This is a genomic window from Paraburkholderia tuberum STM678, assembly GCF_902833905.1.
Lineage (GTDB): Bacteria > Pseudomonadota > Gammaproteobacteria > Burkholderiales > Burkholderiaceae > Paraburkholderia > Paraburkholderia tuberum.
In genome coordinates this window covers 1-19,680 of the sequence record NZ_CADFGP010000014.1, presented here as the reverse complement: position 1 = coordinate 19,680, position 19,680 = coordinate 1, and the positions used below count along the sequence as shown (strand labels likewise).

Here is a 19,680-nt window from a genome sequence, read left to right as displayed (position 1 = left end):
GTCGTGCGCTTCGCAAGTCTCGGCAGCGGCAGTGAAGGCAATGCGCTGCTGGTGGAGGCGCGCAGCGGTGCGGTCACCACGCGTGTGCTGCTCGATTGCGGTTTTTCCGCGCGCGAAGTCGAGCGGCGTCTGACGCGGCTCGGCGCGAGTGCCGAGCACCTCGACGCGATCCTGATTACGCATGAACATAGCGATCACATCGGCAGCGCATTGACGCTGGCGCGCAAGTGGTCGATTCCGCTGTACATGAGCTGGGGCACCGCGCGCGCGGTGGGCGCCGACGAAGCCGATGTTGACCTGCAGGTGCTGTGGGGCGACGAGGCGGTATCGATCGGAGAGCTCAGCGTTCTCCCTTATACCGTTCCGCACGACGCCCGCGAACCGCTCCAATACGTATTCTCGAACGGCGCGAGCCGGCTTGGCGTGCTCACCGACGTGGGCACGTCCACGCCGCATATCAGCGCGGTGCTGAGTGGCTGCGACGCGCTCGTGCTCGAATGCAATCATGACGTGCAGATGCTCGCGGGCAGTCGTTACCCGCCGTCGCTGAAGGCGCGTATCGGCGGCAATCACGGGCATCTGAACAATCACGCGGCGGCTGAAATCCTGGCGTCGCTCGACCGCTCGCGCTTGCGGCATCTGGTCGCGGCGCATCTGAGCCAGCAGAACAATCTGCCGGAACTTGCGCAGGCGGCGCTGGCGGGCGTGCTTGACGCGGCTCCCACGGAGGTGGTGGTTGCGTCGCAGAGCGAAGGTTTCGCGTGGTTGACGGTGTGACTGTGGCGCCCGGTTGGCGTCCGGTCGCGCTGCACGCCATGCGCCGGGTGGTCAGGTAATGAAAAAGCCCATAACGAGCAATCGTTATGGGCTTCTAATTTGAGCGTCGAGTGCGGCGTGGGGCACGCCGCACGACCGGGCAAACTTAATTGCGGTTGCCGCCAAAAATGCCGAGCAGCGCAAGCAGATTGACGAACACGTTGTACAGATCCAGGTAGATCGCCAGCGTCGCCGTGATGTAATTCGTCTCGCCGCCGTTCACGACGCGCTGCACGTCGAACATGATGTAGACGGAAAAGATCACGATTGCCATGACTGAAACCGTCAGCATCAGCGCCGGCAGTTGCAGGAACACGTTCGCGACCGAAGCCAGCAGGATCACGATCACGCCCATGAAGAGCCACTTGCCGAGGCCCGAGAAGTCACGTTTGCTGACCGTGGCGATGGTCGCCATGGCCGCGAAGATCACACCGGTGCCACCAAAAGCGAGCATGATCAGCGACGGGCCGTTCGAGAAGCCGAGCACGAACGCGAGAATGCGCGACAGCATCAGCCCCATGAAGAACGTGAAGCCGAGCAGTACGAAGACGCCGACGGCGCTGTCCTTGGTGCGCTGGATCGCGAACATGAAGCCGAAGGCGATCGCGAAGAATGCCAGCATGCTCATGGCGGGGCTGGTGGCGGCAAACAGTGAGAAGCCGGTGGCAAGACCCACCCACGCGCCGAGCACGGTCGGAATCATGGACAGCGCGAGCAGCCAGTAGGTATTCCGCAGCACGCGGTTGCGTGTTTCGACCGTGCTGACCGCGCCGTTGCGGCCAAACATATACGGATGTTCGTTCATGATCTCTCCTTACCTCGGAAGCGTGTTTCGTGATGGTGATACGGCAATTTGCGAAGCGCCGGCGGGCGCACCGTTCATCCGTAAGATTAGCGCGGCAGCACGGAGTTTCAATACCTCCAGTCGCCCACATCGCCTACGCTACCAGTATTTCGCGCCCTTTGCTTTGATCCTTTCAGTGCTGTAAGGGTTCAATCGCAATGATGCACGGGAACATGCTACAATAGCGGATTCATTTGAATCTGTAACTTCTTAATTTTTTGGAGCTTTTATGGCGATCGAGCGCACCCTGTCGATTATCAAACCGGACGCAGTGGCCAAGAACGTGATCGGCCAGATCTATACCCGTTTTGAAAACGCTGGTCTGAAGATCGTGGCATCGCGCATGGTTCATCTGTCGCGTGCTGACGCCGAGAAGTTCTACGCCGTGCACGCAGCACGTCCGTTCTTCAAGGACCTCGTCGAATTCATGATCTCGGGTCCGGTGGTCGTGCAGGCGCTGGAAGGCGAAAACGCGATCCTGAAACACCGTGATCTGATGGGTGCGACTGACCCGAAGAAGGCAGAAAAGGGCACGATCCGTGCCGACTTCGCGGACAGCATCGACGCCAACGCGGTGCACGGCTCGGACGCACCGGAAACGGCCGCGATTGAAATCGCATTCTTCTTCCCCCAAGTCAACGTCTACTCGCGTTGAGCGCCTCGCGCTGAGGTCAGGCACTGGCCTCGGTCGTAAGCCGTGTCCGCCTGGCGCGTTTCGTGCAGCCGAAGTGTTTTATCGCATGAATCGCGCGCGTTGCACGGCAAAGTAGTAAGGTAAAAGCAGCAGGAATGGGCGCGAACGGGCACGGCGTTCATGCAGCTTGTTGCATGAACGTAGTCTCGCAATGAAATGGCAGGATTCGATATGACGAGCAGTCCCTCCGTCAACCTTCTCGACCTCGACGCCCAAGGGCTCGTCGCCTATTGCGACAGCCTGGGCGAGAAACCGTTTCGCGCCAAGCAATTGCAGCGCTGGATTCATCAATACAACGCTGCCGACTTCGACGGCATGACCGATCTCGCGAAGTCCTTGCGCGAAAAGCTCAAAGGGCGCGCCGCGATCACGATGCCGGGCGTCGTCAGCGACCACGTTTCGTCGGACGGCACACGCAAGTGGCTGATCGACGTCGGAAACGGCAACGCCGTTGAAACCGTCTACATCCCCGAAGAAACGCGCGGCACGCTGTGTGTGTCGTCACAGGCTGGGTGTGCGGTCAACTGCCGGTTCTGCTCGACCGGCAAGCAGGGGTTCTCCCGCAATCTCACCACCGGCGAAATCATCGGCCAGTTGCGCATGGCTGAGTTTGCGCTGCGCGCATCGCGTGGTGATGCCGGCGGCCGCGCGATGGGCGGCGACGGCAAGGGCGAGCGCGTCGTCACGAACGTCGTGATGATGGGGATGGGCGAGCCGCTGCTCAATTACGACGCAGTCGTGCCGGCCATGCGCCTGATGCTCGACGACAATGCGTACGGCCTGTCGCGCCGGCGCGTCACGTTGTCCACTTCGGGCGTCGTACCGATGATGGACCGGCTCGGCGCGGATCTGCCCGTGGCGCTCGCGGTGTCGCTGCATGCCTCGAACGACGCGCTGCGCGACGTGCTGGTGCCGCTCAACAAAAAGTACCCGCTGCGCGAGCTGATGGCGGCGTGCGAGCGCTATCTGAAAGTCGCGCCGCGAGATTTCATTACGTTCGAATACTGCATGCTCGATGGCGTGAACGACAGCGAGGCGCACGCGGGCGAGTTGCTCGCCGTCACGCGTAACGTGCCGTGCAAGTTCAATCTGATTCCGTTCAATCCGTTCCCCGAATCGGGCCTTATCCGTTCGAAGCCGGAACAGATCAAGCGGTTTGCGCAGGTGTTGATGGACGCTGGCGTGGTCACCACTGTGCGCAAGACCCGCGGCGACGATATCGATGCTGCCTGCGGTCAGCTGGCCGGCGCGGTGAAAGACCGCACGCGTCTTGCTGAGCGCACCGGGAAGGCGGCGAAGGTGATCGAGGTTCGCGCCGTGTAACGCCGTGTAATCGCGAGGGGCGGCAGGGCGTCGGCGTTCGGCGGAAAGTACCGCGAGCGCAAAAATGCTCCCATGCCACCGGCGATTAAAAGAAAGTTTGCAGAATCGATCGGGAGCGGTACACAAAGCCGCACATTTTGTTATAAACGGTCTGCGATTTGGACGTGACGCTCGAGCCCGTCCGGTCGCACGATTAAAAGAATCGACGCGAAAGGATTTGGGATGAGTGAGCCGCAGCACCCGCAGCCGCACGAGACAGACACGAGCGATGGCCATCCGGCACCCGTTGCAAGGGCGGTGGTCCAGCCTGTCGTGCAGCCGGCCCTTGATTCGTTGGCAGCGGTTGGCGCGCGCTTGACCCAGTTGCGCGAGTCGAAAGGCTGGACTATCGAGGACGTGTCGGCGCGGCTGAAGGTGTCGGTCGTCAAGCTGAGCGCGCTCGAGGCGGGCGACGTCAGCCATCTGCCGGACACGACGTTCGCACTCGGCGTCGTGCGCAGCTACGCGAAAATGCTGGGCGCCGATCCGGCGCCTTTTACGGCGGCGCTGCGTCGCGAGAAGGGCGTGCCGGCGCCGAATCTGTCGATGCCGGCGTCATCGGGCAAGGATCTGCCGCGCGGCAAGGTTTCGCTGTCGCTTGGCGACAGCGGGCATAAGAGCCGTTCGTGGCTGTGGGGCATTGCGGCGATCGTCGTCGCGGTCATCGCACTCGGGATGTGGCGCACTAACGGCGGTGATTCGTCCGCGTGGCTCGCGCGCCTGAAGGCAAGCGCGAATAGTTCGACTATCAGCGACACGGCGGCTTCGGGCGCGGTCGCTCAGGGTCCGGCGACGGCGGCGCAAGGGGCATCGGCGCCGGACGCGGCGGCCACGGCTGACAACGCGGCGAGCGCGGATAATGCGGTGTCTGCGTCGGCAACGCCGATGCCGGCTCCGCTTGCCACTGGCACCGCGCCGGGCTCGGCCCCGGCAGCGAATACAGCGGCAACGGCGGCACCGACGGCCGCGGCACCGAAGGCCGGCTCGCAGGCTCAGGCACAGGTCGCCATGGAGAGCGCAAATGCACCGGCGGTCGTGGCGAACGCGTCGGCACCGGCGGTCACGCCAGCGCTCGGCGAGGCGGTCGTCGCGCTGCGCGTGACGCAGGACAGCTGGTTCAGCGTGCGTGACAAGAACGGCAAGGAATTGTTCTCCGGCCTCGTGCATGCCGGCGATCCGAAGCAAGTGACGGGTGTCGGTCCGTTCAAGGTCACGGTCGGCAACAAGGCGGGTCTCGAGTCGGTGACGCTCGACGGCCAGCCGGTCGATCCCTCGAAATATGCGACAGCCAAGGGCAACGTGGCGCGCTTTGCGCTGCCTTGACAGATACGGTACGCGCCGCGGTCAACCGGTCCGCGGCGCTTTTTCAATTCAGGCGCTGCGTTTTTGCATAGCGCGTGCGGCGTAAATGGGTTTTTCGATGCAAACCGACGCTCAATCCCAATCCTGTAGCAAGATCGTTTCAGACGAGCCGGTGTTCGGCGGCCCCGCGATGCGGCGCAAGTCGCATGCGGTCAACGTCCGCTGGGGCGGCGAGCTCGTGACCATCGGCGGCGATGCGCCGGTGCGCGTGCAGTCGATGACCAACACCGACACCGCCGACGTGATCGGTACCGCTATCCAGATCAAGGAACTGGCGCAAGCCGGGTCCGAACTGGTGCGTATCACCGTGAATACGCCGGAAGCGGCGGCGGCCGTGCCGGCGATCCGCGAGCAACTCGACCGCATGGGCGTGATGGTGCCGCTCGTCGGCGACTTCCATTACAACGGCCACCTGCTGCTGCGCGACTATCCGGGCTGCGCGGAATCGCTGTCGAAGTACCGGATCAATCCGGGCAACGTCGGGCACGGCGCGAAGCGCGACACGCAGTTCGCGCAGATGATCGAGACGGCGGTCAAATACGACAAGCCGGTGCGCATCGGCGTGAACTGGGGCAGCCTCGACCAGGACCTGCTCGCGAAGATGATGGACGAAAACGGCTCGCGCGCCACTCCGTGGGAAGCGCAAAGCGTGATGTACGAAGCGCTGATCCAGTCGGCGATCGGCTCGGCGGAACGTGCGGTCGAACTCGGCCTCGGGCGCGACCAGATCATCCTGTCGTGCAAGGTCAGCGGCGTGCAGGATCTGATTGCCGTGTACCGCGAACTCGCGCGCCGTTGCGATTTCGCGCTGCATCTTGGCCTGACCGAAGCGGGCATGGGTTCGAAGGGCATCGTCGCGTCAACCGCGGCGCTGTCGGTTCTGCTGCAGCAGGGCATCGGCGATACGATCCGTATTTCGCTGACGCCGGAACCGGGCGCGTCGCGCACAGGCGAAGTGATCGTCGGTCAGGAGATTCTGCAGACCATGGGCCTCCGGTCGTTCACGCCGATGGTGATCGCGTGCCCCGGCTGCGGGCGCACCACGAGCACGCTGTTCCAGGAACTCGCGTCGCAGATCCAGACCTACCTGCGTCAGCAGATGCCGGTGTGGCGCGACCAGTATCCCGGCGTCGAGCAGATGCACGTCGCGGTGATGGGCTGCATCGTCAATGGTCCGGGCGAATCGAAGCAGGCGAATATCGGCATCAGCCTGCCGGGCTCGGGCGAGAATCCGGCCGCGCCGGTGTTCATCGACGGCGAAAAGGTGAAGACGCTGCGCGGCGAGAACATCGCGCAAGAATTCCAGCAAATCGTGAGCGACTACGTCGAGCGCCGCTATGGCCGCGCCGACGCGCTCAACTAAAAACCGGCTATCGAAACACAGATGACTGAACAGAAGAAAAAGCTCGAGAAGCTGTCTGGCGTGAAGGGCATGAACGACATCCTTCCGCAGGAAGCCGGGCTCTGGGAATTTTTCGAAACCACCGTCAAGTCGATGCTGCGTTCGTACGGATACCAGAATATCCGCACGCCGATCGTCGAGCATACGCAGCTGTTCACACGCGGTATCGGCGAAGTGACCGACATCGTCGAAAAAGAGATGTACAGCTTCACCGACGCATTGAACGGCGAAAACCTGACGATGCGCCCGGAAAACACGGCGGCCGTGGTGCGCGCGTCGATCGAACACAACATGCTGTACGATGGCCCGAAGCGTCTGTGGTATATCGGTCCGATGTTCCGTCACGAGCGTCCGCAGCGCGGCCGTTATCGCCAGTTCCACCAGGTCGGTGTCGAGGCGCTCGGTTTCGCGGGTCCGGATGCGGACGCGGAAATCATCATGATGTGCCAGCGTCTGTGGGACGACCTCGGCCTGACTGGCATCAAGCTCGAAATCAACTCGCTGGGCCTCGCTGAAGAGCGCGCCGCGCATCGTGTCGAACTGATCGCGTATCTCGAAAAGCACATGGACGTGCTCGACGAAGACGCGAAGCGCCGTCTCTATACGAACCCGCTGCGCGTGCTCGATACGAAGAATCCTGCGCTGCAGGAAGTTGCGCGGAACGCGCCGAAGCTGATCGATTTTCTTGGGGAAGAATCGCGCGCGCACTTCGAAGCTCTGCAGCGTCTGCTGAAGGCGAACAACCTTCCGTTCACGATCAATCCGCGTCTCGTGCGCGGTCTCGATTACTACAATCTGACCGTGTTCGAGTGGGTGACCGACAAACTCGGCGCGCAAGGCACGGTCGCGGCGGGCGGCCGCTACGATCCGCTGATCGAACAGCTCGGCGGCAAGCCGACGGCTGCGTGCGGCTGGGCGATGGGCGTCGAGCGGATTCTCGAGCTGCTTAAGGAAGAACAGCTCGTGCCGGAAGACGAAGGTTGCGACGTGTACGTGGTCCATCAGGGCGACACCGCGCGCGAGCAGGCGTTCATCATCGCCGAGCGTCTGCGCGATACCGGTCTCGACGTGATCCTGCACTGCAGCGCGGACGGTCAGTCGGCAAGTTTCAAGTCGCAGATGAAGCGCGCCGACGCGAGCGGCGCCGCGTTCGCGGTCGTGCTCGGCGAAGATGAGATCGCCAACGGCACGGTCGGCGTGAAACCGCTGCGCGATACGCAAGCCCACGGCGGTAAGAACGAGCAACAGAACGTGCCCGCCGAAGACTTGACCGAATATCTAATCAATGCGATGGTTGCATCCGCCGAAGACGGCGACGACTGATCGCGATGTCGTTGGGCCGGCTGGCTCGACACGCACACGTAGCAAGAATGAGGAAATCGCCGGGCAATGAGTTACCACGACGAACAAGAATCGATCGAAAGTCTGAAGGCATGGTGGACGCAGTGGGGCAATGCGACCACGTGGATCGTGCTGGTGGTGTTGCTGGCAGGCGCGAGCTGGAACGGCTGGAATTTCTGGCAGCGTCGTCAGGCCGCGGAAGCCGCGGTGCTGTATGACCAGGTTCAGCAAGCCGCGGCATCGGGCGATAAGGCGCAGATTGCGCGCGTCGCCGCCGACATGGAAGACAAGTTCGGCCGTACTGCCTACGCGCAGATGACCGCGCTCGGCGCCGCCAAGGCGCTGTACGCCGCTGGCGACGAAGCCGGCGCGAAAGCGCAGCTGCAATGGACGATCGATCACGCGAAGGACGACGAGTTCAAGCAGATCGCGAAGCTGCGCATGGCATCGCTGCTGCTCGACGACAAGGCATACGACCAGGGCCTCGCGCTCCTGGCCGAGCCACAATCCGATGCCTTCAAGGGCGTCGTGGCGGACCGCCGCGGCGACCTGCTCGCCGCCCAAGGCAAGCGCGACGACGCGCGCGCGGCCTACAAGCTCGCGCTCGACTCGCTGTCGAACAGCGACAGTTCGGCGCGCCAGCTGATCCAGTTCAAGCTGGATGCACTTGGCGGCTGAGCGTCCCGCGCAGCGCGCCGCGAGCCACGACCGCAAGGCGGTCTCCTTTAATCCAATTTCCTGAATGCTTCGTCCACCGATGAATCTGCTGAAACGTTACGCCGTGCCCGTTATCTGTGCGATGACCGTTCTCACGCTGGCGGCTTGCTCATCCACGAAAGACGAGCGCCGTGTGCCGACGCCGCTCACCGAGTTCAAACCCGTGCTCGACGTGCAGCAGACCTGGTCGGCGAGTGTCGGCAAGGCGGGCCGCTACCTGTTCTCGCCGGTTGCGGTCGGCAATGCCGTGTATGCTGCCGGCACGAATGGCACGGTCGCCAAGATCGACGCGCAAACGGGCAAGGACGTGTGGCGCGTCAAGTTGCACGATGATCTGTCGGCGGGCGTCGGCAGCGATGGCACGCTCACCGCGGTCGGTGGCTTGAAGGGCGACGTGTACGTGCTAGGCGCGGACGGCAAGCAGCTGTGGACCGCGAAGGCGCCGGGCGAGATCATTACGCCGCCGCTCGTCGGCAACGGCCTCGTGATCGTGCGCACGATCGACGGCCAGATCGTCGCGTTCAACGCGCAAACCGGCGAGCAGAAGTGGAACTTCCGCAACCGCGCGGTGCCGCTGAACCTGCGCGTGTCGTCGGGCATGACGTTCGCAGGTGACGCGGCCGTGCTGGCCGGCTTCCCGGGCGGCTCGTTCGCCGCGATCAACTTGCAGACGGGCGACGCCTACTGGCAAACGCCGGTGTCATATCCGAAGGGCGTGACCGAGGTCGAGCGTATCAACGACGTGACCGGCCCGCCCACGCTGGTGGGTTCGGAGACCTGCGCGGTGACGTTCCAGGGCCAGATTGGCTGTTTCGACGCCAACTCGGGCCGCGCGCTGTGGGGCAAGCCGTTCTCGAGCACGACCGGCCTCGCGCAGGATGAGCGCAGCGTGGTCGCCGCCGACGACTGGTCGGTCGTGTCCGCATTCGACGTGAACAACGGCTCGGTGCTGTGGAAGAACGACACGCTGAAGAACCGCGACCTGAGCGTGCCGACGCTGCTCGGCCGCGCGGCCGTGTTCGGCGACTACAAGGGCTTCGTGCATTTCCTGTCGACCGTCGACGGCACGCTCGTCGCACGAGTGAAGACCGACGGCAGCGCGATTACCGCGGCGCCGGTGCTGGCTGGCGACACGCTGGTCGTACAGACGCGCGACGGCGGCCTGTTCGGCTATCGTCCGCGCTGATCGCGATAGATGATGTCAGGCGCGCAGGCCGGCTTTGCCGGCCGCGCGCTTTTTAATTGAAGTCTGCGCCGGCTTTGGCGTGCGGCTCGTGCGTCGGGTTGCCACGCTGCCCGTCGCGTGATCGGGCAGGCTCAATAGAAAAAATCGCCGGACGGGCTGGTCCGGCAAGTCGGATCGAGGCTGTGGCCGCCGGCATGCAAGGCGGCGCGTGCGCTTCGTCGACGGCCTTGCAAATTAAAGACGCCCTCGAACACGAGCGCGTCAGCCGTCGAGCAGCCCGGTCTGAAGCAGGCGCCCCCGGCGGCGTCTGTGCAGCCCACGCCCGTCCGCCTGGATGCGCATATCGATCGCGCATCCGGAGCAGGCTGAATTCGTGATAATTTCGTCAGAACGCCACCCCGTGGCGCCCGCCTGGCGTCGCTACGCGCGCGATCGGTTGCGATCCCGCGTTTCACCGTGAACAACATCAGATGAAACCCGTTATTGCCCTCGTTGGGCGCCCCAATGTGGGGAAATCCACGCTGTTCAACCGCCTTACGCGTTCGCGTGATGCGCTGGTTGCCGACCTGCCCGGTCTCACGCGCGATCGCCATTACGGCGAAGGACGCGCCGGCGAGCGGCCGTATCTGGTCGTCGACACCGGCGGCTTCGAGCCGGTCGCGAAAGACGGCATCCTGCACGAGATGGCGCGCCAGACCCGCCAGGCGGTCGAGGAGTCGGACGTCGTCGTGTTCATCGTCGATGGGCGCAACGGTCTCGCGCCGCTGGACAAGTCGATCGCCGACTATCTGCGCAAGGTCGGCCGGCCGATCTTCCTCGTCGTGAACAAGGCCGAGGGCATGAAGTACGCCAACGTCGCGGCCGACTTCTACGAACTCGGTCTCGGCGATCCGCGCGCGATTTCGGCCGCGCACGGCGACGGCGTCACCGACATGATCAACGAGGCGCTCGAAGTCGCGTATGCCGGTCAGCCGGAAGAGAGCGAGGAAGACAAGGAAGCGCGCGGCGTGAAGATCGCCATCGTCGGCCGGCCGAACGTTGGTAAGTCGACGCTGATCAATGCGCTGGTCGGCGAAGAGCGCGTGATCGCGTTCGACATGCCCGGCACTACGCGCGACTCGATCTACGTCGATTTCGAGCGCAACGGCAAGCCGTATACGCTGATCGACACGGCCGGCCTGCGCCGCCGCGGCAAGGTGTTCGAGGCGATCGAAAAGTTCTCGGTCGTGAAGACGCTGCAGTCGATCTCCGATGCGAACGTCGTGATCCTGCTGCTCGACGCGCGTCAGGACATCTCGGATCAGGATGCGCACATCGCTGGCTTCGTCGTCGAGCAGGGCCGCGCGCTGGTGGTTGGCGTGAACAAATGGGACGGTCTCGATCCGCATGTGCGCGAGCGCACCAAAGCCGACCTCGAACGCAAACTAAAATTTCTGGACTTCGCCAAATTCCATTTCATTTCCGCCGCGGAAAAAACCGGAATCGGGCCGCTGATGCGTTCGGTCGACGACGCGTACACGGCCGCGATGTCGAAGCTGCCGACGCCGAAGCTGACGCGCGCGCTGATCGAGGCGGTCGAATTCCAGCAGCCGCGCCGTCGCGGTCCAGTGCGTCCGAAGCTGCGTTACGCACACCAGGGCGGACAGAATCCGCCGATTATCGTGATTCACGGCAATGCGCTCGACGCGATCACCGACACGTATAAGCGGTACCTCGAAAATCGCTTCCGGGAAACTTTCAAGCTGACGGGGACTCCATTGCGAATAGAGTTCAGATCGTCGACGAACCCTTACGCGGACAAAGGCTGAAGCAAGCTGAAGCTGGTCTTAAAGCTGGGCTGAAACCCGCGTGTATGCTGGGTTTGGCCGGGGGTCCCGGGCCCGCGCGTCGAAATGAAAATCAGCTATAGTGTAGCGGTTGGCGGCGGATCTCTTTTTCTTCGCCGTCAATTCAGTCAACCTGCAAAAAAATACGGAGTTTGCTATGAGCAACAAAGGGCAATTGTTACAAGACCCGTTTTTGAACGCACTGCGTAAAGAGCATGTGCCGGTGTCGATCTACCTGGTCAACGGCATCAAGCTTCAAGGGAACATCGAATCGTTCGACCAGTACGTCGTGTTGCTCCGGAATACGGTCACCCAGATGGTCTACAAGCACGCCATTTCGACGGTCGTGCCTGCCCGTCCGGTGAATTTCCACCCGGATTCCGAACAGTCCTAACCCTCGCCGCGGCCGGCACACTGTCGCCCGTTGGCGATCACTCCCGGCCGCGTCATTTTGATACCCTCCAATTTGATCAATGCAGCGCTCGTTGGCATCGACTTCGGCAAGATCGATTTCGAAGCCAGTCTCGAAGAACTCAGCCTGCTCGCGCACAGCGCGGGCGCGAACCCCCTGGTCACCCTCACCGGACGCCGTTCCAGTCCCGACGCGAAGATGTTCGTCGGCAGCGGCAAGGCCGAAGAATTGCGCCTTGCGTGCGAAGCAAACGACATCGAACTCGTGATCTTCAACCATGCTCTGGCGCCTGCGCAGCAGCGCAATCTGGAGCGGGCGCTTAATCGGCGCGTGGTCGATCGCACCAGTCTGATCCTCGACATTTTCGCGCAGCGCGCGCGCAGCCACGAAGGCAAGCTGCAGGTCGAACTCGCGCAGCTGCAATATCTGTCGACCCGGCTGATTCGCGCGTGGACCCACCTCGAACGTCAGAAGGGCGGTATCGGATTGCGCGGTCCAGGCGAGACGCAGCTCGAAACCGACCGCCGGCTGATCGGCGAGCGCATCAAGGCGCTCAAGATCCGCCTCGACAAGCTGCGCCGCCAGCATGGCACGCAACGCCGGGCGCGGCATCGCAACCAGACGATGTCGGTGTCGCTCGTCGGCTACACGAACGCCGGCAAATCGACGCTCTTCAACGCGCTGACCAAGGCGCAGGCGTATGCCGCCGACCAGTTGTTCGCCACGCTCGATACCACCTCGCGGCGCGTGTATCTGGGCGACGAAGCGGGGCAGGTGGTGGTGTCCGATACCGTCGGTTTCATCCGCGAGCTGCCGCACCAGCTCGTCGCCGCGTTCCGCGCGACGCTCGAGGAAACCATTCACGCGGACCTGCTGCTGCATGTCGTCGATGCATCGAGCGCGGTGCGGCTCGACCAGATCGATCAGGTCAACGAGGTGTTGCACGCGATCGGCGCGGACACGATCCGTCAGGTGCTCGTGTTCAACAAGATCGACGCGGTGCCAGAGCTGGCAGCCCGTGGCGACGCGGTCGAGCGGGACGAGTATGGTAATATTTCGCGCGTCTTTTTGAGCGCGCGCACCGGGCAGGGGCTGGATGCATTGCGCGCTGCCATCGCCGAAATCGCTACAGCCGAACCGCTTGCCGACATGCCGCTCGATGCGTCGCAAGATGACCGCGCGGCGCAACTGCGCGACGACCACAAGGTTCCAGAACTCGGGCACTGACCCGTTCCAATTGCACTGACCCGCTGTCTACTCTGGTGAACGAACACAGGTGAACGATTACAACGAGCGGAGTATCTGGCTGCGTATGCGCGCCTTGCTTTCACTGAACGATCCGCGTTGGGGCCGGGGCGACGGCAACGGCGACCGGCAACGGCCGAACGATCCGAAGCGACCGGCACGCGACGGTGAAGGTCCGCCCGACCTCGACGAAATGTGGCGCGAATTCAATCGCCGTCTGTCCCGGATTTTCGGGCGCAGGGGCGGCGGTGTCGGCGGTGGCCGTCCTGACAACGGCCGTGGCGCGCGCATCGGCGTCGGCATCGTGATCGGCGTGCTGATCGCGATCTATCTCGGCAGCGGTGTGTTCGTCGTGCAGGATGGCCAGGCGGCCGTCGTGCTGCAGTTCGGCAAGTATCGCTATACCGCGGAGCCGGGCGTGCACTGGCGTCTGCCGTTTCCGTTCGAGTCCCACGAGTTCGTCAATGTCGGGCAGATCCGCCAGGTCGAGATCGGCCGTAGCAATGTGGTGCGTCTCGCGAACGTGAAGGACGCGTCAATGCTCACGCACGACGGCGACATCGTCGACGTGCGCTTCGCCGTGCAGTACCAGGTGCGCAAGCCCAACGACTTTCTGTTTCGCAGCGTCGATCCCGACCAGAGCGTGATGCATGCCGCGCAGGCGGCGGTGCGCGGCATCGTCGGCGCGCAGAGCACTAGCGATATCCTCGATCAGGATCACGAAACTTTGCGCCAGCAGCTGATCGCGGCGATCCAGCAATCGCTCGATCAGGACCAGTCCGGTCTGGCAGTCACGGGCGTGACGATCCAGAGCGTGCAGGTGCCCGAGCAGGTGCAACCTGCGTTCGCCGACGCTGCGAAGGTACACGACGAAAACGAACGCGCGAAACGCGATGCGCAGGCTTATGCGGCCGATCTTCTGCCGCGCGCGCAGGCCGACGTCGATCGTCAGGTCCAGGAAGCCAAAACCTATAGCCAGACCACGGTCGCGCAGGCGCAGGCCGAGGCCGAGCGCTTCAACCAGGTCTACGCCCAATACGCGAAGGCGCCGGCCGTCGTGCGCTTCCGCCTGTACATGGAAACCATGCAGCAGATTTACGCGAACGCGACCAAGGTGTTCGTCGACGCGAAGAACGGCAACAACGTGCTGTATCTTCCGCTCGACAGGCTCGTCGAGCAGAACCGCGAACGCCAGGCCGCGGCGGCGGGCGCCGCCGCTTCGGGTCCTGCTGTCGCGGGCGCGCCGCAAGCGGCGAGTGCGGCCGCGCCGTCGGCCGCGTCGGCCGCTGAGACCGGTGCCGCGGCAGGCTCCGCCGCCGATGGCGCATCCGCACCCGCCGCTTCCGCGCCTGCGCCAGCGAGCCGGCCGAGCGCCGCGTCGCTGCGCTCGCGCGAAGCGTTCCGCAATCGCATGCGTGAAGACGACGTTCAATAAGGAGCGCACAAGAATATGAACCGAATCATTGCGCTCGTCGTCGCGCTCGTCATCGTGCTGTTCGCGGCATCGTCGATGGTGTTCGTCGTCGATCAACGGCATATGGCTGTGTTGTCCGGGCGCGGCGACGCGACGCCCACGCTGCTCGGCCCGGGGCTGCACGTGAAGCTGCCGCCGCCGCTGCAAACGGTCGCGTTCGTCGACAATCGCATCCAGTCGCTCGACGCACCCGACGAAGATCATTACGTCACGTCCGACAAAACCGATCTGCTGGTCAACCCGGTGATCAAGTTCCGCGTGACCGATCCGCTGAAGCTGATCGCCGAAACGAAGGGTGATCCGCAGAGTCTGCCCGACCGGCTCGCGCTGCTGTCGCGCGGCGCGCTCGGCGACGCGTTCGGCAAGTTCACGCTGTCCGACGCGCTCGCCAAACAACCGGCGATCGCCGAACAGGCCCGCGGTGCGATGGACAAGGGCGCGGCATCGCTCGGCGTATCGGTCGTGGATGTGCAACTCACGCGCGTCGATTTCCCGGCAGCGGTGGCCGACTCGGTATTCAAGCGCATGATCGCCGCGCGCAAGCAGGTCGCGGTGGACGAGCGAGCGAAGGGCGCCGCCGAAGCGAACCAGATCCGCGCGGACGCGCTCGCGAAGCAGCAGGCGGTGCTCGCCGACGGCCTCGCGCAGGCGCAGGGCATTCGCGGCGAAGGCGATGCAAAGGCCGCGGAGATCGCTGCCGAAGCGTTCGGCAAGGATCCGCAGTTCTACCAGTTTTATCAAAGCATGCAGGCGTACCGGAAGACCTTCAAGCCGGGCGACCTGATCGTGGTCGACTCCAGTAGCGAGTTCTTCCGCTTCATGCGTAGCCCGACCGGCGGCGTCGCCCCGGACGCTTCCGCGCCTGCTGCGCGCAAACGCTGATTACCGAAGGCCGCGGCATCCGCATCGCGGCCGCTTCACTCGCATGGACATAGCTGGTTCGTTATTGCTCGCGATCGCGCTGATGCTGATTATCGAGGGGATGTTTCCGTTCGTTTTTCCAACCGCCTGGCGCGACACGTTCCGTAAAATAGCGGAACGACCGCCGCATCAGATTCGTGTCGGAGGGCTCATCGTGATGTTGCTCGGGCTGGTTCTACTGTTCATCGCGACCTGAAGCCGGCTTGCTTGTCTGACGAACGCCGCGTGTTGCGGCGTGTTTTGCCGGCCCGAGCAAAACGCGTACTGACCGGCCACGCCGCCGCGCGTCGCGCGCGTGCCGCAAAGCGCCGCCCGGGCGTCTGTGTCAGCCGCCAGAATCAAGCCGCTCTACGTCATTCACACTCATCATCGGCGCTGCAAGACGCCGTGTTCAACGCCGTAGGACTGTATCGATGTCGACCTGGTTGCTTCCTGAGAATATCGCCGACGTGCTGCCGTCGGAGGCCCGCAAGATCGAAGAATTGCGGCGTCATTTGCTGGACCGTTTCCGCTCGTACGGCTACGAGATGGTGATGCCGCCGCTGCTCGAATACCTCGAGTCGCTGCTGACGGGCGGTGGGCACGATCTGAATCTGCGCACCTTCAAGCTCGTCGATCAGCTGTCGGGCCGCACGCTCGGTCTGCGCGCCGACATCACGCCGCAGGTCGCGCGCATCGACGCGCATCTGCTGAACCGCCAAGGCGTCACGCGTCTTTGCTATGCGGGCAACGTCGCGCATACGCGCCCGCGCGGCCTGCATGCGACGCGTGAGCAGATCCAGATCGGTGCGGAAATCTACGGCCACGCGGGGCTCGAAGCGGACCTCGAAATCCAGCAGCTGATGCTCGACGCGCTGCGTCTCGCCGGCCTCGCGAAGGTGCGTCTGGACCTGTGTCACGCGGGCGTGCTGGCCGCGCTGATCGAAGCCGAGCCGGCCGCCGAGGAACTGGGCCCGGCGCTCTACGACGCGCTGGCCGGCAAGGACGTGCCGCGTCTGGTCGAGATGACCGCGCAATTCTCGCCGGTGATTCGCGATGCGCTGCGCGCGCTGCCGACGCTGTACGGCGACGCGTCGGTGCTCGAAGAGGCCCGCGCGCGTCTGCCGAATTCACCGGCGATCGCCCGCGCGCTCGACGACCTCGCGTTCCTCGCGAGCCAGGTCGACGGCGCCGAAGTGATGATCGACCTCGCCGATCTGCGCGGCTACGCGTACCACAGCGGCGTGATGTTCTCCGCTTACGTGGACGGCGTGCCGAACGCGGTCGCGCGCGGCGGCCGTTACGACCACGTCGGTCAGGCCTATGGCCGCGCTCGCGCGGCAACCGGCTTTTCGCTGGATCTGCGCGAAGTCGCGCGGATCTCGCCGGTCGAAGCGCGCAGCAGCGCGATCCTCGCGCCGTGGCGGCACGACGAAGCGTTGCGCGTGGCGGTCGCGGCATTGCGCGATGGCGGTGAAGTGGTAATCCAGGCGCTGCCTGGCCACAAGCACGATCTCGATGAATTCGCGTTCGACCGGGTGCTGGTCGAGCGCAATGGCGCATGGGTGGTCGAACCGCGCGCTTGAGCCGCGCGTTCCGATCTACGCTGCCGGGGACCCGTCACCCGACGTTCGCCCGAGGGCGGCGCAACCACCGCCCGAATCGCGCGCGGTCGAGCGACTCTGCGCGGCCGCGCATCCCTTCCAATACTCAACATAACGTGCATACCGTTGAGCGGAAACGGAAAAATTCCGGAAGCTTCCGCGAACCTAGGTAAAATACGTTTTTAACCAGCTTACGAAACAACATGTCTGCCAGCGCAGTGAATGTGAACCCCGGGCGCAACGTCGTCGTCGTGGGTACCCAATGGGGTGATGAGGGCAAGGGCAAGATCGTCGACTGGCTGACGGACCACGCTCAGGGCGTCGTTCGCTTCCAGGGCGGTCACAATGCCGGTCACACGCTTATCATCGGCGGCAAGAAAACCATCTTGCGTCTGATTCCGTCGGGCATCATGCATCCCGGCGTCGCGTGCTACATCGGCAATGGCGTCGTGTTGTCGCCGGAAGCGCTGTTCAAGGAAATCGGCGAACTCGAAGCCGCCGGCATCGACGTCCAGAAGCGCCTGTTCATTTCCGAAGCCACCACGCTGATCCTGCCGTACCACATCGCGATCGACCAGGGCCGCGAAGCGCGCCGCGGCGCGAGCAAGATCGGCACGACCGGCCGCGGCATCGGCCCGGCCTACGAAGACAAGGTCGCGCGCCGCGGCCTGCGCGTGCAGGACCTGTTCGACGCGCCAGCCTTCGCCGAGCGTCTGCGCGAAAACCTCGACTATCACAACTTCGTGCTCACGCAGTACCTCGGCGCCGCCGCGGTCGACTTCCAGCAAACGCTCGACACGATGCTGAGCTACGCCGACCGACTGAAGCCGATGGTCACCGACGTGTCGCGCCGTCTCTACGACGTCAACGCGAACGGCGGCAATCTGCTGTTCGAAGGCGCGCAGGGCACGCTGCTCGACATCGACCATGGCACCTATCCGTTCGTCACCTCGAGCAACTGCGTCGCGGGTGCCGCGACGGCGGGCGCGGGCGTCGGTCCGCAGAAGCTCAACTACATCGTCGGCATCACGAAGGCGTACTGCACGCGTGTCGGTTCGGGCCCGTTCCCGAGCGAACTGTACGATGCGGACAATGCCTCGCGCCAGGACCCGATCGGCCTCGAACTCGCCACCGTCGGCAAGGAATTCGGCTCGGTCACCGGCCGTCCGCGCCGCACCGGCTGGCTCGACGTCTCCGCGCTGCGTCGCTCGATCCAGATCAACGGCGTGACGGGGCTGTGCATGACCAAGCTCGACGTGCTCGACGGTCTCGACGAAGTGAAGCTGTGCGTCGGCTACACGATCGACGGCCACAACGTCGATCTGCTGCCGCGCGGCGCGACGGAAGTCGCGCGCTGCGTACCGGTCTACGAAACCTTCGCGGGATGGAAGGAAAGCACGGTCGGCATCAAGGAGTGGGACAAGCTGCCCGCCAACGCGCGTGCGTACCTGACGCGCGTGCAGGAAGTCGCGGGCATTCCGATCGACATGGTCTCCACCGGTCCGGACCGCGACGAAACGATTCTGCTGCGTCATCCGTTCAAGGTCTAAGCGATGCAAGGTGTACCCATGATCGCGATGAAAGATCCGCGCAACGACGACAAGAACCTGTGGGTCGGCTGGGACGAATATCACCGGCTGATCGAGATGCTCGCACTTGCCGTGCACGAATCGGGCTGGAAGTTCGACAAGATCCTGTGCCTCGCGCGCGGCGGTCTGCGCGTCGGCGACCAGCTGTCGCGCATCTACGATCTGCCGTTGGCGATTCTGGCAACGAGCTCTTATCGCGAGGCAGCGGGCACACAGCAGGGCGAACTCGACATCGCGCAATACATCACGATGACGCGCGGCGAACTGCACGGTAACGTGCTGCTCGTCGACGACCTCGTCGATTCGGGCGTCACGCTCGCGCGCGTGCAGCAGCATCTGAAGGAACGCTATCCGGCCATCACCGCGGTGCGCTCGGCCGTGCTGTGGTACAAAGGCTGCTCGAAGGTGAAGCCCGATTACCACGTGCAGTATCTGCCGACCAACCCGTGGATTCATCAGCCGTTCGAGGAGTGGGACACGGTGCGTCCGCATAACCTCGGCGCGTGGATCAAGCGCGGCATCGCCCAGGCCGATGAGGCGTCGGGCAATTGACGCGAAGCCGCGCGCCTCACGCTTTGTCGCATCGGATCTCGTGCGTCATCGCGGTGTCACAAAACGGAGCCCAGTCGGGCTCCGTTTTTTTATGGTGCGCCAGGCATGGCGCGTAGCGCCGTGACTGGCGCTGTCCGACCCGCTGTGGTGGCGAGCCGGATGACTTGGGGGTGAAAGTCCTCTGCACACCCGGCAAGGGGAAGTGCTAGCTGAACGGCAAGGGTGTCCGCGGCAAGGGTGTCCGTCGTAAGGCGGAATCTGAAGGAAGCCGCAGGCAAAATGCTGGCCTGACGAACAGGAAGCGGATATCAGGCGGTGTGGCGGGGTGAGCAGTCCAAGATCTGTAAAGCCCAA

The 19,680-nt window shown here is 63.9% G+C and carries 18 protein-coding genes; 17 read left to right on the top strand and 1 reads right to left on the bottom strand.

Annotated elements, in window-relative coordinates; all coding sequences use genetic code 11:
- Window positions 1-3 precede the first annotated feature (3 nt).
- Window positions 4-777, top strand: coding sequence for an MBL fold metallo-hydrolase (locus HWY30_RS14415; RefSeq protein ID WP_090800741.1), 774 nt, complete (start codon window positions 4-6; stop codon window positions 775-777).
- Window positions 778-922: 145 nt separating this feature from the next.
- Here the strand turns inward: HWY30_RS14415 and HWY30_RS14410 are convergent, their stop codons facing one another.
- Window positions 923-1,621 (bottom strand): Bax inhibitor-1/YccA family protein, encoded by a 699-nt coding sequence (locus HWY30_RS14410; RefSeq protein WP_090800739.1) that lies wholly within the window; start codon window positions 1,619-1,621, stop codon window positions 923-925.
- Between the two features lie 268 nt (window positions 1,622-1,889).
- Between HWY30_RS14410 and ndk the strand changes: the two genes are divergently transcribed.
- The 16 genes from ndk to HWY30_RS14330 all read left to right on the top strand — a co-directional run bounded on the left by ndk (window position 1,890) and on the right by HWY30_RS14330 (window position 19,326).
- The gene (ndk, locus tag HWY30_RS14405; RefSeq protein ID WP_090800738.1) at window positions 1,890-2,315 is read left to right on the top strand and encodes a nucleoside-diphosphate kinase; all 426 of its coding nucleotides are present in this window, start codon (window positions 1,890-1,892) and stop codon (window positions 2,313-2,315) included.
- A gap of 210 nt (window positions 2,316-2,525) precedes the next feature.
- Window positions 2,526-3,677, top strand: coding sequence for a dual-specificity RNA methyltransferase RlmN (gene rlmN, locus HWY30_RS14400; protein WP_090800736.1), 1,152 nt, complete (start codon window positions 2,526-2,528; stop codon window positions 3,675-3,677).
- 222 nt (window positions 3,678-3,899) lie between these two features.
- A complete protein-coding gene (locus tag HWY30_RS14395; protein WP_090800735.1) occupies window positions 3,900-5,039 on the top strand; it encodes a helix-turn-helix domain-containing protein in 1,140 nt (379 codons plus the stop codon).
- A gap of 85 nt (window positions 5,040-5,124) precedes the next feature.
- A complete protein-coding gene (gene ispG, locus HWY30_RS14390) occupies window positions 5,125-6,441 on the top strand; it encodes a flavodoxin-dependent (E)-4-hydroxy-3-methylbut-2-enyl-diphosphate synthase (protein WP_090800733.1) in 1,317 nt (438 codons plus the stop codon).
- Window positions 6,442-6,462: 21 nt separating this feature from the next.
- Window positions 6,463-7,803 (top strand): histidine--tRNA ligase, encoded by a 1,341-nt coding sequence (hisS, locus tag HWY30_RS14385; protein WP_090800731.1) that lies wholly within the window; start codon window positions 6,463-6,465, stop codon window positions 7,801-7,803.
- A 66-nt stretch (window positions 7,804-7,869) separates the two neighbouring features.
- Window positions 7,870-8,499 carry a YfgM family protein gene (locus tag HWY30_RS14380; RefSeq protein WP_090800729.1) on the top strand — a complete coding sequence of 210 codons (630 nt, stop codon included), beginning with the start codon at window positions 7,870-7,872 and terminating at the stop codon, window positions 8,497-8,499.
- A 79-nt stretch (window positions 8,500-8,578) separates the two neighbouring features.
- Entirely contained in the window at window positions 8,579-9,724 is a 1,146-nt protein-coding gene (gene bamB, locus HWY30_RS14375; protein ID WP_090800727.1) for an outer membrane protein assembly factor BamB, read from the top strand.
- 470 nt (window positions 9,725-10,194) lie between these two features.
- The gene (gene der / locus HWY30_RS14370; protein WP_090800725.1) at window positions 10,195-11,532 is read left to right on the top strand and encodes a ribosome biogenesis GTPase Der; all 1,338 of its coding nucleotides are present in this window, start codon (window positions 10,195-10,197) and stop codon (window positions 11,530-11,532) included.
- 175 nt (window positions 11,533-11,707) lie between these two features.
- Window positions 11,708-11,944: an RNA chaperone Hfq gene (gene hfq / locus HWY30_RS14365; protein ID WP_006051315.1), complete on the top strand. Its 237-nt coding sequence runs from the start codon at window positions 11,708-11,710 to the stop codon at window positions 11,942-11,944.
- Window positions 11,945-12,001: 57 nt separating this feature from the next.
- Complete coding sequence (gene hflX, locus HWY30_RS14360; RefSeq protein ID WP_090805363.1) at window positions 12,002-13,189, top strand: GTPase HflX; 1,188 nt, start codon at window positions 12,002-12,004, stop codon at window positions 13,187-13,189.
- A 49-nt stretch (window positions 13,190-13,238) separates the two neighbouring features.
- Window positions 13,239-14,642, top strand: coding sequence for an FtsH protease activity modulator HflK (gene hflK / locus HWY30_RS14355; RefSeq protein ID WP_090800723.1), 1,404 nt, complete (start codon window positions 13,239-13,241; stop codon window positions 14,640-14,642).
- Window positions 14,643-14,657: 15 nt separating this feature from the next.
- Window positions 14,658-15,563 carry a protease modulator HflC gene (hflC, locus tag HWY30_RS14350; protein ID WP_090800721.1) on the top strand — a complete coding sequence of 302 codons (906 nt, stop codon included), beginning with the start codon at window positions 14,658-14,660 and terminating at the stop codon, window positions 15,561-15,563.
- A 43-nt stretch (window positions 15,564-15,606) separates the two neighbouring features.
- On the top strand, window positions 15,607-15,798 hold the full coding sequence (locus HWY30_RS14345; protein ID WP_090800720.1) for a DUF2065 domain-containing protein: 192 nt from the start codon (window positions 15,607-15,609) through the stop codon (window positions 15,796-15,798).
- Between the two features lie 217 nt (window positions 15,799-16,015).
- Window positions 16,016-17,167: an ATP phosphoribosyltransferase regulatory subunit gene (locus tag HWY30_RS14340; RefSeq protein ID WP_090800718.1), complete on the top strand. Its 1,152-nt coding sequence runs from the start codon at window positions 16,016-16,018 to the stop codon at window positions 17,165-17,167.
- A gap of 221 nt (window positions 17,168-17,388) precedes the next feature.
- A complete protein-coding gene (locus tag HWY30_RS14335; protein ID WP_090800717.1) occupies window positions 17,389-18,735 on the top strand; it encodes an adenylosuccinate synthase in 1,347 nt (448 codons plus the stop codon).
- A gap of 18 nt (window positions 18,736-18,753) precedes the next feature.
- Window positions 18,754-19,326, top strand: coding sequence for a phosphoribosyltransferase (locus tag HWY30_RS14330; RefSeq protein WP_167368598.1), 573 nt, complete (start codon window positions 18,754-18,756; stop codon window positions 19,324-19,326).
- Window positions 19,327-19,680: the final 354 nt, after the last annotated feature.